This window comes from Fulvivirga sp. M361, assembly GCF_007097395.1.
Taxonomy (GTDB): Bacteria; Bacteroidota; Bacteroidia; order Cytophagales; family Cyclobacteriaceae; genus Fulvivirga.
Map to the genome: position 1 here is coordinate 108,790 of NZ_VKDC01000010.1, position 16,394 is coordinate 125,183.

Here is a 16,394-nt window from a genome sequence, read left to right on the forward strand (position 1 = left end):
AGTCTATGCTGAATAGGCTGTTCTTTTTCACTTCTATGAAGTATCTGTATATTGCATATCGCTTAAAATTTGATGGTCACTTTTTTTCCTTCCAGTGTATATTGAAATTCTTTCGTAAATGAAAGCCGGTCTAGCACCCGTTGCAGGCTCTGTTTCTTGAACTCACCCGTAATGTCCCACTTTTCGATGGGTCTGTTCTCCAGGCTAATTTTCACGCCATACCATTTTTCCAATTGATGCATTACCTCTTCCATTGATGCATTTTTGAAAATCAGGATATTATCTTTCCAGGAGACTACTTCTTTGAGATCAAATGATTTAATGATACTTTTTTGTCTGTTAGCCGAGAAGATAAGCTGTTCACCCGGCACCAGAACATTGAGTGATTTAAGGGATTGATTCTCTACACTTACTTTCCCGCTCACCAATGATATTTTGATCTCATCGGTACTTTCACCATAAGACCTCACATTAAAGGACGTCCCCAGCGCTGTAGTCACTAACCCGTTAGACTGTACTTTGAAGGGGCGCAATGTATCTCGTTTTACGTTGAAGAAGGCCTCTCCTTCTATCGTTACTACGCGTTCCTCATAAATGAACTTAGAAGGGTAGGTGATTTTGCTGCCCACATTAAGCCACACGTGGGTGCCATCCGGTAGCCTTATTTCCGAACGTTGACCCATTGGATTACTTTTTACAATAGTTGAGACTTCAACAGGCGGAGTGATCTCTTCAGAAGAAGTTCCATAACGATCCGCTAAAAAACCTGCCATAATTACCACTACCAAAGCACCAGCGACTTTCCATCCTATAAAAGACTTCCTTGTGTTTCTCATCCTTTGAATAGGCACAGATGCTTTCGTTTCTGACAGGATGAAATCCAGTGATCGTTCTTTGACCTCCTCTTTCGGTTTATAAGGTGAAAAATTCATGGACAAAATGAGCTGCCGGGCTTCCATTAACAAATCCCTTTTTTCCGGATACAGCCTTAACCATTTCGTCCAGAACAATTCTAATTCAGGATCAGCGTTTTTAACCCAGCGCACAAATTCATCATCGGTTAAAAAATCTTCAATGTTGTTTTTGATATTCATGTTGCGGGTATTAGCATTTAATAAGTAAAGGGAGAAAAAGAACAAATGACACCGTTGTTCCACACTTTTTTCGTGTTCAGTAGTTTTGTATAAAAGTTACTGAGGTACTACAGGAAATATAGTGATCCGTAATTTGGAGCTACCGTAGGGCACCAGGATCACTTTTTCAAGAGGTTGATGTCGACTATTGATGAGGGCACTATCCGGTGGTAATGGAGGGGTGAAAGAAAACTTCCCATTTTTACGAAAGTCGCTTTTCTCTCTCCAAACCGTTCTGCCATTTTCCTGGTGAGGAACATTCATGGCGTAAAACACCGTATCTTGCCGAAGTAATTTCCATCCGGGTACTTTTCTGGCCGGAACATGCAGTTGTATGGGAGTGGTGTCTGTGTTCCAAGGATCATTATTCCACTCTTGATATTCTACTTCTATTTGTTCTTCCAACCTGTCTTCATCTACAGCCAACGCATAATTCCATTCACTTTGAGCCTCCAGGTGAAAGGTCGGAAAGTCACCCATGGATGAAGTATTGCTTTTACGTGATGGGACCGGCTTCCGGTTTTCTTCTATTTTTAAAGAATACACCAACGGTCCTCTTTCTATCGCCACTCCTTTTTCAGGCCAGTGACTTAATTTTATTTTCTGTGGCAATATCACCGTGACCTGATCACCATCAGAGAATTTTCGATCGATCGAAACATACTTTCCTTGAGGACGAAGTTCCTTTAAGGGTTTCCCGTTAATCCGAACCTCCGCTTCATTGCACCATTCAGGTATTCGAAATGAAAAAGGAAAGTTTACAGGCCTACCCGTTTGAAAAGAAAACGTAACGCTGTCCGAGAAAGGATAGCGTGTTTTTTCTTCAATGCTTACGTTCACCCCCTTAATGTCCCCACTCCATAACGAGGGGCCAAACATTGCCGCAACCACACCGTTATTACCGTCTGTCATCCATAACCTGGAAACATAGTTGGGCATAATACGGTTGACATTTCCGGGACAACATTCCGTGAACTCATTAGGACCAAACATCATAGCTGAATTACCCTTGAAGAACTTGTTGTGATTAGAAGTAGAGTCTAATACTACCTGGTTAGGTCCTGATAAATATTGAAGCGCCTTAAAATCTGAGGTAACAGCGCCCGGTGCAGCATTAAAAATGGCTTTTTCTATTTTGTCCGCATACTTCGATTCTCCAGTGGCCATCAGCAAATAACCAATACTCCAGGTGTAATCAGCAATGTCACATGTTTCATGTGTTTGTAATGCATCAGGGGGAGTTCTCAGATGTTCGGAAGATACATTAACACCATCCACCATCATATAATATTTGTCAAGCTTATCAAAAGCAGCTATGGAGGGCGTCAGGTACTTTTGATCTCCATTATTCATATATAAAATAGCGCCTAGTTTGGCCACTTCGTTGTATGTGACGCCGTGTTCATAAACGGGTTCCATGGTTAAAAAGCTGGAGGCTGTAACAGGCCTTTGGAGGGGTCGACCGTAATTCAGGCTATCGTAAATGCCCAGTGCGAGCCGATATAATGCAGAATCACCGCTTTGTTCGAAGGCCCATAATATGTTTTCAATATTAAGCTGGTCACGTATTTCCAGATAGTTTCCCAACGGTTGAGAAAGGTGAAATTGCCTGATCTTTTGAAGTAATTCCTCGTTGCCTGTAACCAGATATTCTGTCATCAAGGCGCGAAAATAGACAGCGTGCACCCAGCGGTATTTCTTTTTATATTTTTTTAAGTATTCAGGACCTATGAAGTGATCTTCTCCAACGTTTTCCAGCACGGGATATATCCGGTTTTTCGCTTTTTGCAGAAGAAAGCTATCCCGAAGTAAATACCCAGTAGACAGCATGCCGTCGATCCAGTATCCTGTCTGCTCATAGGGCCACCAACTACTACTATCCGTCACCTGTTTGCCCCATCCCGCAGTGTCGAAAGGGTACCCGGCATGCTCAAGATGTCCTGTCAATCCATTTTTTTGGTTTTCAAGGTATTTTTTCAGCCAACCTCCCGGCTGGATTTGGTGGATGGGCACAGACCGGAATTCCCCATAAAAAGGAGTGGATACCTCCAGGTCATTCATTTTGCTTCCCAACTCACAACCTGTGGACAAGAAAGATGTAAGTACAATGAGTATATATGTTGGTTTGAAATCAGCCTTTTTCATGAATATTTTTCAGGTTATGTTTCTGATAAGAATGTTATCTCACATTGTCATTTTTCAACTGCTACGCTGAAATAAGTCTATGACCCACAGACTAAACCTATTTTGCAGGAGCTATTAACGGCCTGCTTTTGTCCGGGCCAGATAAAGGATACGTCACTTTCTTCTCACATTTATCTTTAGAAGGGCATTTTTGCATAAATGACACTTCCCATTTGAAGGAAATTTGAAAAAATTTGATGAAGAGAAACTTAAGCGTATTTAACGATAGCTTTTTCGGAGCGTCTGGAGTGCTATATAGGCTTTATTTCTAACACTTTTTATGCTGACAAATTCCATGATCTCTTTGATCTCAGCATAACTCAACTGCTCATAGAAATAATAGTAAATAACCTCTTTTTGACGCAAAGGCAGTTTTTTTAAGGCTTCATTTAACTTATGGATCTGCTCTTGATCAAGTTGTTGATTGATCAGGAAGTGTTCATGAGAAAATACAAAATGAAACTGATAGCCCTCATCGATAGGCTCATGATGAAACCTTGACCTCTTATATTTTACAAGCTGTATGACCTTACGCTTTATGGCTTTATAGAGATAAAGCTTTATGGAAGTAGTATCTGATAATCTACCCCGTGTTTTCCTGATTTCTATGAATAAGTCCTGGATACAGTCCTCCACCAATGCCATATCACGTGTAAACTGCAGCCCGTAATTAAAGAGCTGTTCAAAGTACAGTTCATAGATATGAATAAACGCAGACTCATTACCGGTTTTGAATTGCTTCCATATATCCAAATCAGCTACACCCTCGAATGAATTGGCGTTAACCCTTTTCGCACGATGGTCAGCATCTTTATCCAGGTATCGTTTGGCCTTTAGAGGCATAAAAATGTAGTCTGTCCCATAATGAATATACTAAAAAACAAGACTGCTTAAAAGCACTCTACTAATCTTATCACTTAAAAATTACATTTAACGCATTGATATATAGTTACTTATACTTTTACCCATTGATCACAACCTGCTTTAAAAGAACATCACCTATTCCGTTACAAATAAATATTCCGCGTTCTTAATAAACTGTTCTGCATAACGCCTTCCCAACACTCGTAGCGAAGGTGAATCAAAATGATAATGATCGTGGGTAGTCAGGTCCCGGGTCCGAACAACTTCAACATATCTGTCTTCATTTGCCCGGTTCCAAAGTATCTCGTTTATACTATCCCGCTGTTGTTGGTTCTCCGGGCTTAATTTATTCAATCCGAGTTCTCCCGCAATGACCGGTAAAGTATCATTTCCGACATATGAACGGAAAAAACGGACCAACTTTATAAGACTGTTTTCATAAGTATCTGTTCGTGCAAACCTTGCATCATTTTCCCCCTGATGCCACAGAATACCTTTTATTTCTCCGTATGCCTGTGCAAACTTCACTTTGCTTTCGAAACTCGTCCGTAAATAGATGCTTCTATGAAGTGAATCCCCCAGCCATTGTCCGATAGAACTGCCACCTACTGCACAGGGTATAAGCGCGATGTGTACAGAATCACCGACATGCTTCAAAAGTTCTCTGCCAAAGGCCAGTCCACAGTCTAATCCGGTCATGCGTGATTCATGAAGATGTAATGGTTCTTTGGCATACACCCATTGATTTTCGGGGGTAACGGTGAGAATTCTTGGATGTGAAACAGTATCCGAAGGTTCCACGAGACCACGTCCGGACATATTCGATTGTCCGGCCATGACAAATACCCACAGGTTTTTCTTTTGAGGTAAAACATCGACCTCGTCCAGTAGCCTGGGAAAGTACTTCATACGTCCCGACCTTACTGCATCAGTGGAAACTTGTGCCGTTAACCCGGAGCACAGGCAGAGAATTACGCACAAGGTCAAACCGACTTTAGAATAGTTACTCATTCAAAATACGATCTAGTGTTTGTTGCATCTCTTTCAATTTCTCAGGGTGTGTAGTTGCCAGGTTCGTTTTTTCTTCGATGTCTGTCGTCAGGTCATAAAGTTGTGGATAAAGCAAAATACCTGAAGCAATGCCCTTCGTATCCTCTACCCAGCCATAGTCTTTATCGGAAGGCATGATGTATTTCCAATTGCCTTTACGCAGGCTAAAAGTATAAGACTCTTCCAGCAACTCATCTCTACCTTTCTCAGATTTACCGAGCAATACATCCAACATATTTTTACTGTCTGTTAATCCATGCAGTGAGCCCTTTCCTACCAGGGCAGCAAACGAAGCAAACAGATCGGTTTGACTCCACAGTGCATTACTTACCTGAGGTTTGATCTGTTCATGCCAGTAAGCTATAGTAGGGACTCGCGTGCCTGCTTCATAGGCACTGTATTTGCCGCCCCGAAAAGGACCAGCAGGTTGATGGTCCCCCTTGGCTTCCAACGCTCCATCTTCGTAGCCGTCGTTAAGTACCGGTCCGTTATCACTGGTGAAGAGGACCAGAGTTTCATTTTCTATTTTAAGGTTTTTTAAAGCTTGCAGTATTTGGCCACTTACCCAGTCCATCTGAGCAATGGCATCTCCCCTGGGGCCCATTTCACTGGCCCCTTCGAACCTGGCATGAGGCGCCCTGGGTACATGAATGTCATGAAAAGAAAAATAGAGGAAAAAGGGCTGTTCTTTCGCATCAGAAATGAACGATACCGCTTTTTCCAATAACACATCGGACATGTCCTCATCCACCCATTCTGCCGTCACTCCGCCACCCATGAATCCTATTCTACTAATACCATTGATAATAGAACCACTGTGTTGTGGGTCGGCCTGCTGCTTAAGCAGATCAGGATGCGTAATGCCTGTTGGCCTGGTAAAAGGATTTGTTTTACTGGGGTCATCCGTAAATTTAATTTTTAACGGGTCTTTAGGGTCCAGATGGAGCACTTTGTAGTTCTCCAGGTATACCGCAGGAACTCTGTCACCCGTGGAAGGTAGCAAAAAGCTATAGTCAAATCCTATTTCTAACGGCCCGGGCCTTACTTCCTGATTCCAATCTACATTACCATCCCCGAGCCCCAGGTGCCATTTTCCTACTACACCTGTTTTGTAACCGGCTTCTCTCAGCATGGCCGGTAAGGTAGGCGTACCGGGCTCAATAAGTAATGGAGCATCTCCGGGCAGCACTTTCGCCTGTCTTCTGAAAGCATAATTACCGGTTAAAAGGGAGTACCGGGAAGGTGTACAGGTGGCTGCCGAACAATGTGCATCGGTAAACTTAATCCCGTTTTCGGCCATAAAATCTATGTTCGGCGTTTTTACTCTGATAGCGCCATAGGCACCGACATCACCATAACCAAGGTCATCGGTATAAAGCAGAATGATGTTAGGGTATCTTCGGTTTTCTTCCTTTATATGACTGCAAGAGCACCCAATAAAAAGAAATAAAATACAGGGCAACCATTGATAACAGGGCAACAGTATATCGGTGTCTCTTGAATTAATAGCTCTGAAGTTGTTTCTATAGTGTATAAGGAGAAAAACACTATAATGACACCTATCAAAAACCAAAAAATATAAATTTCTAGTTTGGACAGTATAAGTTAGTGACAAGAAGTGCCTTTAAGTACCTTAAAAAATCAATCTGCTGTTTTGCAAGGCTTTTCAAGGTACCTTGCATCCAAAGGCGATGTTTAACCTTGTAACTGTCTTAACGGTTCATTTTCTTTTGCCAATTATCGAATAATCGAACAAGTTCTTTGACTATCTCAGGGCGCTGTTCTGCCAGGTTATTGGCTTCCGTAGGGTCGATTTCAAGATTATACAGGTCCCATTCCTGGTTGTTGTGGGATACCGCCTTCCAGTGATCTTTTCTTACTGCTTTACCATCACCCCATTCCCAAAATACAGGTCGGTCCCGCCTGACCTCTCTTTTATGAAGAATATTTGCGAAGCTTGTTCCGGCAGGTGGTAAAATAGGTTCTCCTTTATATTCTTCAGGATAGGTAATAGCTGCTACTTCCAGTAACGTCGGCATAATGTCAATAAAATGCCCATAAAAATCATCGACAACACCAGGTGTTTTTATGGTTACGGGCCAATTAACTATCATCGGTGTATTGATACCTCCTTCATAGCTATAGTTTTTGTAGTACCTGAAAGGAGTATTGCTCACATTCGCCCAGTCCGCTCCTAAAGAGGTCCAACGACCCATGGTTCCTATTTCCCCTGTTCCTTCCAGGTTGACTACCTCGGCAGAACTTCCGTTATCAGACAAAAAGATAATTAACGTATTCTCTCTTTGACCCATGGCCGACAGCTTTCCCAGTACTTTACCGATATTCTGATCCATGCGATCTACCATGGCCGCATAAACAGCCATTTTAAGATCTTCCTCGTCCCGTTGGACTTCACTGAGCTGGTCCCAACTTTCATACGTCGCTTCCGGTAACTGGTAATTGTCCCCGATCAGGCCGATCTTTTTCTGTTTTTCAAACCTGTTTTTTCTGATCACTTCGTAGCCGGCACTATATTTCCCCCGGTACTTTTTGATGTCATCCGGCCAGGCCATCAATGGATCATGAGGTGCAGTATAGGCGAGGTAAAGAAAGAACGGAGCCTTTTCATCCTTATATTCTTCGAGCCACTGTAAGGCGTACCTGGTATATTCATCCGTAGAGTAAAAATCTTTGTTGGGGGGTGTGAAGGGTTGGTAGCGTGTACTGTCAATGTACCAGGTCCGGACCCTTTTTTGGGCGGGCTTCACTTCACCTTCCCGCTGAAGTCCCGGATTAAAATGATTAGCCGCTCCATCTCTTAAACCAAAATAGCGGTCAAAACCTCGGTCAGTAGGTCGTTCATTGCCATGGTGCTTGCCAGACCATAACGTGCGATATCCACCTAATTTCAGCGCCTCCCCAAGTGTGATCCCATTCACAATAGGGTTTTTGAACGTGGTACCATAGCCTACTTGCTGCGCATAAAGCCCTGTAAGTAAAGCTGCACGGGAAGGGAAACACTTGGAGGTATTGTAAAATTGTGTAAAACGCATGCCTGTGTTCGCCAACCGGTCCAGGTTAGGCGTATTGATCTCACTGCCATAACACCCTAAATCAGACCACCCCAGATCATCGGCAAGTATCACGATGATGTTAGGCTGGCTTTCTTCGGACCCCGGATGTTCCTCCCTGGAACAGGATGACATATAAAGAAGAATGATAAAGAAAACGGCATGTAACCTCATACTATATGATTTCATGGTTAGATCTTATGTATACAAATTTTCCTTCCGGTTTTCATTGCACAGGCATATAACAATGACTCTTAACAATGGTGAAGCATGTACACGCCAACAAACTTATATAGAATTTCCCAGGACATACAAAAGGCAACCTTGGGTAAAACGCTTTTCTGTTGGCTTTTAGAAGCCTGATTCATTAGAACTAGTGAGTCAAATTTCACTATTCATAGCTATTGACAGAAAGGAAAGATGTAGGGACATTTGTATTATTTAGAATTAATCTAAATAGTTAATGCAAGTCCTGACTAGCCCCGGAGGGTTAATACCAAGAGTCGATCCAGCTCCGGGGCTAGTGGGCACTAAAGTTCAGTACTATGGAAATCGAAACTTACGATGAGGTCATGCATCTACTGGATAAAGAACTTGCCAGCGAAAGACCCGATACACAGAAAATGAAGGAGCTGATCAAAAATTCTGAATGTCCATACCTTCAAAAGCTGATCTCCACAAAAATTCAACAATCAGCCAAACATTGTGCTGATCTAACCATCTGATCATTCATGAACTGTAAACCTGAAATCATTCTCGAGAGTGAGCATTATAATGTAGCCCGTTGCGCAAGTTGCGGCCGGATAGGATTGTACTATAAAAATATACTGCTGGGATTCAATCCGGCAGATTTCCATGCATTTACTAAGTCCATCCACTCAGTAGCATTTGATCAATCCGCCGTAGACTTTCCAGACGGGCAAAAGCATTTGGTGATGAATACCTGCCATAAAGACATTCAATTCACTTTTACCCGGAAGGAATTTGAAGAATTACAGGACCTGCTACAGCAGGCTGTTCTATTGCTAGAAACTAAAGTCATTTTAGGTAACTGTTGAAGAAGCATCACTAATTGTAGTGATGCATTCCATAGTACTAGTGATACCAAATTACCTATCTCTAGCGATTGACAGCAGTGGTTTGTACAACGACCTTTGTATTGTTTAGAATAAATCTAAATAATGAAACAAGCGATCACTACTTCCTTACTTTTATTGCTGGCATTGAATGTTCCAGCACAGGTTACACTCCAATTGCGGGATGTAACTACTCAAGAGCCTATTCAGGGAGCGCAAGTGACCTGGCAGGGGCCAAAAGATCGTACATCCCACGTTTCTATTAGTAATGAGTTTGGCATAGTAGAGTTCTCAGCAATTCCAATAAAGTATGAAATTAGCCATATCTCCTTCAATACTATTCAAGATTCATTGTTTACACGCGCTAAAGAAGTGTTACTAACACCAATCGTAGTTGCGCTCAATGAGGTGGTAGTTACCGGGCAATATGCTCCACAATCTGCAAAAAATGCCATCTACAAAGTTAGAACTATCACACGCGAACGGATCAATGGTCAGGGAGCCACCACACTCCGGGATGTCCTGTCGAATGAGTTGAACATCCGGTTCTCAAGAGACAATGCGCTGGGTACTTCAGGGATCAGCATGCAGGGCATCTCCGGGCAAAATGTGAAAGTCCTTATCGACGGGGTACCCGTAACCGGGCGAAGTGGTGTGGCCAATGAAATTGATATTAACCAACTCAATGTAAACAGTATTGACCGTATCGAAATTGTAGAAGGCCCCATGGCGGTTAACTATGGAGCAGACGCACTTGCGGGAGTGATCAACATCATCACCAAAAAAGATGCTGCCGGAAAAGTAAATGCATTGTTATCACTACACGAAGAGACCGTAGAAAATGAGTATACATTTTTCGATGAAGGCATACATAACCCTTCACTTTCACTAGGGTTCAGACCTTCGCAAAAATGGTATCTCCAGGGAGAAGGGCGAATGAATACGTTTGGCGGATGGACAGGGAACGGAACGGACCGCAACCGGCAATGGTATCCCAAAGAACAATACTTCGGCAGTAGTTTGGTTCGTTATGATAATGACGACTTCACCATCTATTATCGTCTCGACTTCCTGGATGAAACGATCGAAAATCTTGGTAGCGTTAATGATACTAATCCATTGCGCGATCCTTTTGCCATCGATGAAGAGTACAAGACCCAACGATGGATGCACCAGGTCCAGGCTGAAGTTGAATTAGGCAGCTTATCCGTCAATCCTGTGCTGGCTTACACAGACTATCAGCGCATCACACGTCAGTTCAACAAGAACCTTGTGACCGATGATGAAACCCCAACTGTGGACAGTGAACAGGACACGATATACTTCAAGACATTATTCTTTCGCAACACCCTTGATGGCATTAAGGGCAATTGGGGAAGTCTTCAATTAGGGGTGGACGGCAACTATGAAAGGGCAGCCGGCACTACGCTCAACGACGGGGAGAAAACCGCTACTGACATTGCGCTGTTTGCATCTGCAGAAATCAAACTATCGGACCAACTTACCTTACGCCCCGGCATACGGTATGGGTACAACAGCATATTTGAGGTTCAGCCTACCCCCTCTGTGAACCTCAAATATAACCTGTCTGCCCGCACCCAGCTACGCGCCGGATATGCCAGGGGCTTTCGGGTACCCTCATTAAGAGAACTTTACCACGAATTCATTGATGCCAATCATAACATAGTGGGCAACGAAGACCTTACTCCCGAATACTCTCATAATTTCAACGCCGACCTCTCCCATGAATTCAATGACCTTAATTTGAAAGCTTCTTTATCCGGTTTTTACAATTATATTGATAATCGCATCACCTTCTTCACACCGGAAGAAAGCAACCAGGCCACATCTTATGTCAACCTGCTCAAGTTCAAAACCACCGGAGTTCGCCTTACCGGACGGTGGGAATGGAATAACTTTTCGCTGAATTCCGGCGCTGCCTATACGGGCAGGTTTCAACGTCTCAGTGATGAATTAGGAGAGGTACCGGCATTTATTTTTGGATGGGAAGCAAATGCCTCTCTTAACTATCACTGGGAAAAACCGGGCCTTAAGTTTGCCACTTTTTATAAATACAATGGGCCATTTAAAGATTATCGTCTCGTAACCTCTGACGGACAAACCGACCCGGAACTTCAACAATTAGATGGCTTCCATCTTATGGACCTCACCATTACAAAATCAATCCGTGAATGGATCACTGTATCTCTCGGCACAAGAAATTTACTCAATATCAATTCAGTCAATAACACATTCAACGGAGGTGGCGCCCATTCCGGAGGTAGCGGGTCTACATCTGTGGCTTACGGGCGCTCCTACTTTCTTACTATGAACATTCGACTTGAATCCAATAAATAATCAAACCTAAATCATTAAACAATGAACCGAGTATATACCTTACTATTTTTATACATATGTCTTTCACTGACAGCATGTAGTGATGACGATAGCGATCCGATCCCCTTTGGTGTGAATTTTAACAATACGGAGTTAGGAATCACCGGCACTGGTACTGAAATAGAGGCCACCATCGTATTTTCCAGACCTGCAACTGCATCCGGAAGTTTGTCCCTTTCTATTGCTCCCGGTAGCATGTCATATGGTGAGACTAACCAGTTTTACACCAAGCCCGAAGCCCAAAACAATAGAGTAATATTGAATTTTGAGCAGGGGGCCGAATCGGTTAATTTTAAGATCTCAGCCGGTAAATCTTTAAATATTAAGCAAGATGAGAGCATTTCCATCAGGCTTGAAGAGAGTGATAACACCATTTTCACATTGGGTACAAACATACAGCTTAACGTACTCTTCACAGAAAACTTTACTTCTCCTGGAGCTACAATAGAATTGGATGCGGGAGGCAGTGATTTCACTAAGCAGGCTTTTGTAGATCTGAGTAAATCCTCTCAAACTACAGTCAATAAATATAGCTGGGATCTTGGTTTTTTCAACGGTGAAGGTCATTTCGTAATTATTAATAATGTTGCTGCAGCCATGGCCAGGCCCCTTGATAAAACGGATCTCACGCAAGTATCAGCAGCTGACACATTGGGGTTTGCCACTTCAATGGTTACCAACGGGTTTAGCCCGAATGCCAATGCTAATTGGGTGGATTCACCTGATGGTAGCCTTGAGAATACTGCGCTGGGACCTATTCAACCGACAGCCACTGACAATAAGGTTTTTATCTTAAAACGAACCGGTTCGGATGAGCATTGGAAAAAAATAAGAATACTGCAATCAGGTTCTAATTATACCATTCAGCACGCTGACATCGAGGACACGGAGTTCTCAACACTTGAAGTCGTTAAAAATACCACGCACAATTTCACATTTATCGATTTGGACAATGGTATGGTGCCTGTAGAGCCCGAAAAGGACCTGTGGGACATTCAATATGGTAGCTATACTAATGTACTGGGAGGCACAATTCCTTACAATTTCAAAGATTATATTATAATAAACAGAAATAGCACCTCCGCTGCTATGGTCATCATAGAGGGGGACATAAATTTTGAAAACTTCACTTTAGCCCAGGCTCAGCAACTTGAATTCTCTAACGAAATTAACAGCATCGGCTCTTCCTGGCGACAGGGTGGAGGCCCGGGCACTCCCCCGTCATTATTTGAAGATAGGTTCTATGTAATCATTGACAGTAAGGGTAATTATTACAGGCTGAAGTTTAATCGACTCTTCAGGTCAGACAACGAACGGGGGTTTCCCGAATTCTCATATGAATTGCTTCAATAAGGAGAAAAATGAGTTTTTTAAAAATAGCTATTGTCGTTATCCGATTTTCACTAGGGACACTCTTTGTCTTTGGCGGCGTCCAAAAATTTGTTCCTAAATCACCTCGCCAAAAAACTGAGGTTGTTCAACAGCTGCCTGACCATGTCATAAAGATCAAAGCTTTTATTGGAGGTCTAAAGCAAACCGGTTACTTCTGGCCCATGCTGGGTGTAGTAGAAATTCTCTGCGGAATACTATTGGTCAGTCAGTACCTGGCACTTTTAGGTGCCATAGTACTCCTGCCAATAACGATAAATATTTTTTTATTCCACCTGTTTTTGGAACCTCACGAACCGGGTGAGCTGCTACTTACCGCACTCTACCTGTTGGCCAATGTAGTGATCATAAGTTATCACTATCCAAAATTAAAAAAGACTTTTCTAACTTTTAACTCGATATATACATGAAACGAATAGTGATACTTATGCTATGTCTGGCTGCTTTTACTTCCCAGGCCCAGAAGAAAAAAAAGCAGGATATTGAAGCCATTAAAGCGATGTGTGGCTGCTATGAAGTGAAGTTTAATTTTGCAGAGACTTTCGCCACTGCTAAAGACTATACTTTTCATGATAACTACCGGTCGGGTGCATTGGAATATGTTTTCCCTGTAGAAGAAACAAAGGATAAAATAGCGTTACAACATCTCCTGGTGATCGGTGACACCATGATCATTAAGCATTGGAGACAGGACTGGGTCTATGAAAACACAGACCTGTATGTGTATGACAAGGATAACTCCTGGAAGTACAAAAACCTGCCGAAAGAAAGCGTAAAGGGTCAATGGACCCAGAAAGTATACCAGGTGGATGACGGCCTGAGGTATGAAGGTTCTTCTTCCTGGGTGCACGTGGATGGACGACATTTCTGGGAGAATACGGCTGATGCCCCTCTTCCCCGCCGTGAGTTCAGCCAACGTGATGATTATAATGTGATGGTACGCAGAAACCGCCAGGAAATCACCGGCACCGGCTGGGTCCATGAACAGGACAATGGTAAAGTACTTCGTAAAGGAAATACTGCAGACCATCTGCTGGCCCGAGAAAAAGGCTGGAATACGTATGATAAAGTGGAAGAATCAAAATGCCGGCTTGCGCAGAATTGGTGGGCAGAAAAACAAGCCTATTGGGCGGATGTACGATACGTTTGGGATGAGCTGTTTGCCTCTAAAAAGACCCTGACATTTAAGAAAAAGGTAGACGACAAGGTACTATTTATGAAGCTCTTTGCCTTACAGGATGAAACACTAAACGGAGATTATGATACCAGTACAGCCAGGAAAAGAATCGCTGAAACCATTCAATCTTATTTAACCTCAAAAGTGACACTGGCAGCACGCTAACACAAATTAAACTTTGAAGTTAACAGATTAAAGGCTGTCCCCCACAGGACGGCCTTTCTTGTATGGGACTAAAAGTTAAGCCCGGCATAAGGTTCCAAACCAGGCATCTGTTAAGCTACTTGATTTTGTTAGGTTTCTAAGGCCGGTTTTATTCGAAAATACGCTTAGGTCCGGGTAGACTGAGCTGCCTATTTATTGGTGTAACACCCCATTCTTTTCATGTCTTTCATTGAAATTGTCAAATAAAGAAGCTTGCACTTTTGACAGGTATTGAGCACATTCATGTATTAATTTGAGATTTCAGGGCAGATAAATGCCACATTTCATCTGTATAATAAATAAGAAAGGATGGATAACATTGACGAAATAAAAAAGAATTACGCACAATTTTCAACAGACAAATTGCTCCTTATCGTAAAGGACATCGATAGTTTAAGGCCTGAGTTGATACCTGTCTTACAGTCTGAACTTATCAAAAGAGGTGAAACAGAGGCTACCATGAAAATCACAGAACACCTGGTCAACGAGAAGGAAAAAAGTGATTATTTGAATTCTTTCGATGTAGAAAAATTCGTTCAGGAACAGCTGGATTCCGGGGAAACCATTGAAAACATCAAATTACGCCTGGATGATTTAGGCGTTAATATGCACGAGATACTAGATCAGGAGCAAAAATCTCAAGAATTAATTTTGGATTATATTACCACCAAAAAGGAAGAAGGAACCAGTAAAGAAAATATTGAAAAAGACCTGAAAGAAAATTTCAATGTAGACGCTCCTACCAGTCAGCTGTTAGATGCAAAATTGAGAAGAAAGGGTAAAATGAACCTGGTGGTAGGTTATACTTTGGTAATAACCATGTCCATTTTTGTAGTTCTCGCCCTGGCTGCTGAAGCACGGATCGGGTTTGGCGCTCTTATATTAGCTGGAATTGGCGTATGGAAAATTAGTGAAGGTATGAAGCAAAGGAAGAAGGTTGAATGACTTTTTCCAATTGTGCAAATGGAGTACGATAGTACTTAAACCCAACTATTTTCAAGCGATATCAAACAATTATAGCTCAATTATATCGACCGGGAGCTAAAATCGTTTGTCTCACTTGTACATGGCCACTCAGATGAAGAAATGGCTTTTCTTAAAATTGGCAACCGCATTGGAAGACATCATGAAAGTATTGGAATTTGACTTAAAAAAGGGAATTTACCGTTTCGAGATCAATGATTTGAATTCAGAAAACCATTCTCATCCGGTGGTAGAAATTATTGCCGCACTGGAAGGCACTTTTTTATTGGAAACTAATGGTAAGAAAGAAAGAAATGTAGTTTTTGCTATTATTGATTCCAACATAGCGCATAAAGTGACTTCTCAGAATTGTACCGCGGCACTAACAATGATAGAAAGCCATAATTCATTATTGAACACTTTTTTTGACCAACTTGGTATTCCACTCACTAATGGTGTATTTGTTACGAAAGTGAATACTCATTTTACTCACTCGCCGGATAAAATAAGATCATTTGCGCTCAGAAGAAATTTAATACACGTAGAAGATGAAAGGATAAACAAATGCCTGCAAATAATTGAAAATGAAGGCATAGAATATGACAAAATGGTGGCGATGCTAACTTCAAAGGTATTTCTGTCCAAAAGTCGACTATCGCATTTATTCAAAGAGCATATAGGCATTTCCATAAAGAAATACCTTGTGTGGAGCAGATTGAAAAAGGCTACGAACCTTGTTCTAAGAGAAGGAATAAACTTAACCCAGGCTTCCGTGCAAAGTGGTTTCTTTGACCAGGCCCACCTGAGTAATGCATTTAAAAACATTTTAGGCATTACTCCTGCCAAAGCATATAACAGCAGAACCTTACAATTCTAAGAGGCTTTA

Annotated in this window: 14 protein-coding genes; 8 read left to right on the plus strand and 6 right to left on the minus strand. The window is 42.2% G+C overall.

Annotation, left to right across the window (positions count from 1 at the left end; genetic code table 11):
• Positions 1 to 62: 62 nt before the first annotated feature.
• The 6 genes from FNH22_RS13810 to FNH22_RS13835 all read right to left on the minus strand — a co-directional run bounded on the left by FNH22_RS13810 (position 63) and on the right by FNH22_RS13835 (position 8,491).
• On the minus strand, positions 63 to 1,094 hold the full coding sequence (locus tag FNH22_RS13810; protein WP_143398988.1) for a FecR family protein: 1,032 nt from the start codon (positions 1,092 to 1,094) through the stop codon (positions 63 to 65).
• A gap of 96 nt (positions 1,095 to 1,190) precedes the next feature.
• A complete protein-coding gene (locus FNH22_RS13815; RefSeq protein WP_143398989.1) occupies positions 1,191 to 3,278 on the minus strand; it encodes a beta-L-arabinofuranosidase domain-containing protein in 2,088 nt (695 codons plus the stop codon).
• A gap of 258 nt (positions 3,279 to 3,536) precedes the next feature.
• Positions 3,537 to 4,160: an RNA polymerase sigma factor gene (locus FNH22_RS13820; protein WP_143398990.1), complete on the minus strand. Its 624-nt coding sequence runs from the start codon at positions 4,158 to 4,160 to the stop codon at positions 3,537 to 3,539.
• 156 nt (positions 4,161 to 4,316) lie between these two features.
• Positions 4,317 to 5,192 carry a sialate O-acetylesterase gene (locus FNH22_RS13825; RefSeq protein ID WP_143398991.1) on the minus strand — a complete coding sequence of 292 codons (876 nt, stop codon included), beginning with the start codon at positions 5,190 to 5,192 and terminating at the stop codon, positions 4,317 to 4,319.
• Complete coding sequence (locus FNH22_RS13830; protein ID WP_255518053.1) at positions 5,185 to 6,693, minus strand: arylsulfatase; 1,509 nt, start codon at positions 6,691 to 6,693, stop codon at positions 5,185 to 5,187. Before FNH22_RS13830 ends, FNH22_RS13825 begins: the two co-directional genes overlap by 8 nt.
• 250 nt (positions 6,694 to 6,943) lie before the next feature.
• Complete coding sequence (locus tag FNH22_RS13835; protein WP_221420272.1) at positions 6,944 to 8,491, minus strand: arylsulfatase; 1,548 nt, start codon at positions 8,489 to 8,491, stop codon at positions 6,944 to 6,946.
• Positions 8,492 to 8,847: 356 nt separating this feature from the next.
• On the opposite strand from FNH22_RS13835, the gene FNH22_RS13840 reads away from it, so the two are divergent.
• The 8 genes from FNH22_RS13840 to FNH22_RS13875 all read left to right on the plus strand — a co-directional run bounded on the left by FNH22_RS13840 (position 8,848) and on the right by FNH22_RS13875 (position 16,385).
• Positions 8,848 to 9,027: a hypothetical protein gene (locus tag FNH22_RS13840; RefSeq protein WP_143398992.1), complete on the plus strand. Its 180-nt coding sequence runs from the start codon at positions 8,848 to 8,850 to the stop codon at positions 9,025 to 9,027.
• 6 nt (positions 9,028 to 9,033) lie between these two features.
• Positions 9,034 to 9,360: a DUF6686 family protein gene (locus FNH22_RS13845; RefSeq protein WP_143398993.1), complete on the plus strand. Its 327-nt coding sequence runs from the start codon at positions 9,034 to 9,036 to the stop codon at positions 9,358 to 9,360.
• Positions 9,361 to 9,483: 123 nt separating this feature from the next.
• Positions 9,484 to 11,736: a TonB-dependent siderophore receptor gene (locus FNH22_RS13850; RefSeq protein ID WP_143398994.1), complete on the plus strand. Its 2,253-nt coding sequence runs from the start codon at positions 9,484 to 9,486 to the stop codon at positions 11,734 to 11,736.
• A 21-nt stretch (positions 11,737 to 11,757) separates the two neighbouring features.
• Positions 11,758 to 13,128: an HmuY family protein gene (locus FNH22_RS13855; RefSeq protein WP_143398995.1), complete on the plus strand. Its 1,371-nt coding sequence runs from the start codon at positions 11,758 to 11,760 to the stop codon at positions 13,126 to 13,128.
• 8 nt (positions 13,129 to 13,136) lie between these two features.
• Complete coding sequence (locus FNH22_RS13860; protein WP_143398996.1) at positions 13,137 to 13,574, plus strand: DoxX family protein; 438 nt, start codon at positions 13,137 to 13,139, stop codon at positions 13,572 to 13,574.
• A complete protein-coding gene (locus tag FNH22_RS13865) occupies positions 13,571 to 14,506 on the plus strand; it encodes a DUF6607 family protein (RefSeq protein ID WP_143398997.1) in 936 nt (311 codons plus the stop codon). The genes FNH22_RS13860 and FNH22_RS13865 overlap by 4 nt, the downstream gene beginning before the upstream one ends.
• A gap of 348 nt (positions 14,507 to 14,854) precedes the next feature.
• Positions 14,855 to 15,490: a hypothetical protein gene (locus FNH22_RS13870; protein ID WP_143398998.1), complete on the plus strand. Its 636-nt coding sequence runs from the start codon at positions 14,855 to 14,857 to the stop codon at positions 15,488 to 15,490.
• A gap of 133 nt (positions 15,491 to 15,623) precedes the next feature.
• Entirely contained in the window at positions 15,624 to 16,385 is a 762-nt protein-coding gene (locus tag FNH22_RS13875) for a helix-turn-helix transcriptional regulator (RefSeq protein ID WP_185154223.1), read from the plus strand.
• Positions 16,386 to 16,394 lie beyond the last annotated feature (9 nt).